Annotated in this window: 2 protein-coding genes; both read left to right on the forward strand. The window is 64.9% G+C overall.

The genetic code is table 11. The annotated features are described in order from the left end of the window. On the forward strand, window positions 1-1252 hold a 1252-nt coding region (locus AC1DUU_RS31505), incomplete at its 5' end, for a Re/Si-specific NAD(P)(+) transhydrogenase subunit alpha (RefSeq protein ID WP_476787226.1). Next, the coding region (locus tag AC1DUU_RS31510; RefSeq protein ID WP_476787227.1) for a proton-translocating transhydrogenase family protein at window positions 1249-1594 on the forward strand (346 nt) is incomplete at its 3' end. The genes AC1DUU_RS31505 and AC1DUU_RS31510, both read left to right, overlap by 4 nt.

Below are 1594 nucleotides of genomic sequence, written 5' to 3' on the forward strand. Positions count from 1 at the left end.
GCTTGAGTTGATTGAAACCCGTGTTGGGGCTTCGCCGGATACGGTGAAACGCCTGGTGGGGCTTGGTTTTGACGTGGTTGTCGAGACAGGGGCAGGGACCTTGTCGCGCATTCCCGATGCCGATTTCGCCGCTGTCGGTGCTGTCATCGGCAAGGCTGCCGATGCGGGACGCGCCGATGTCGTGCTGAAGGTCAGGCGGCCTGATGAAGCCGAGCTCAAGGGCTACAAGCCAGGTGCCGCCGTGCTTGCCATTATGGACCCCTATGGCAACGACGCTGCACTTGCGGCGATGGCCAAGGCGGGTGTGACGGCATTCGCCATGGAATTGATGCCGCGCATCACCCGGGCCCAGGTGATGGACGTTTTGTCGTCGCAGGCAAACCTTGCCGGTTACCAGGCGGTGATCGACGGTGCGGGCGAATATGACCGCGCCTTGCCGATGATGATGACGGCGGCCGGCACCGTGCCGGCGGCCAAGGTGTTCATCATGGGCGTCGGCGTTGCCGGCCTGCAGGCGATCGCCACCGCGCGCCGCATGGGCGCGATCGTCACTGCCACCGACGTGCGTCCGGCGGTCAAGGAGCAGGTCGCCTCGCTCGGCGCCAAATTCCTCGCCGTCGAGGACGAGGAGTTCAAGGCAGCCGAGACCGCCGGCGGCTACGCCAAGGAGATGTCGAAGGAATACCAGGCCAAGCAGGCGGCGCTCACCGCCGAGCACATCGCCAAGCAGGACATCGTCATCACCACCGCCTTGATCCCGGGCCGTCCGGCGCCGAAGCTGGTGTCGGCCCAGATGGTCGCCTCGATGAAGCCGGGCTCGGTGCTTGTCGATCTCGCCGTCGAACGCGGCGGCAATGTCGAAGGTGCTGTGCCCGGCAAGGTCGTCACCACCGCCAATGGCGTAAAAATCGTCGGCCACCTCAACGTGCCGGGCCGGGTCGCGGCGTCCGCCTCGCTGCTTTATGCCAAGAACCTGTTCGCCTTCCTCGAGACCATGGTCGACAAGACGAGCAAGAAGATCGCCATCAACCGCGACGACGAGCTGGTCAAGGCAACGATGCTGACCGATGCTGGGCGCGTGGTGCACCCGAACTTCGCCAGTGCCGCGGCTGCGCCCGCCAAGCCTGAAAAGGCGTCGCCTGAAAAGGCTGTGCCTGAAAAACCGGCCGCAGCCAAAGCCGACAAACCGGCTGCCGTGAAGAAGCCGGCTCAGCCCAAGACGTCGAAGAAGTCATCTCAGGGAGACGCATGATGGAAGGTCTTCAAAAAGCCCTCGACCAGCTCGACCAGGCGGTTGGTGCCGTCCGGCTCGGCGTCCAGGATCTCGCCACCGCCCAAAATGCGGCCGAGGCCGCCGGCGGTGCGGCACATGCGCTGTCGGGTGGAGCGATCGACCCGTTCGTCTTCCGCTTCGCCATCTTCGTGCTCGCCATCTTCGTTGGCTATTACGTTGTCTGGCAGGTGACGCCGGCCTTGYACACGCCGTTGATGGCGGTGACCAACGCGATCTCCTCGGTGATCGTCGTCGGCGCGCTTTTGGCCGTCGGCATCGCCGCGTCGGGGCTTGCCACCGGCTTTGGCTTCATCGCCCTGG

The organism is Aminobacter sp. P4_H6_2, from assembly GCF_056400805.1.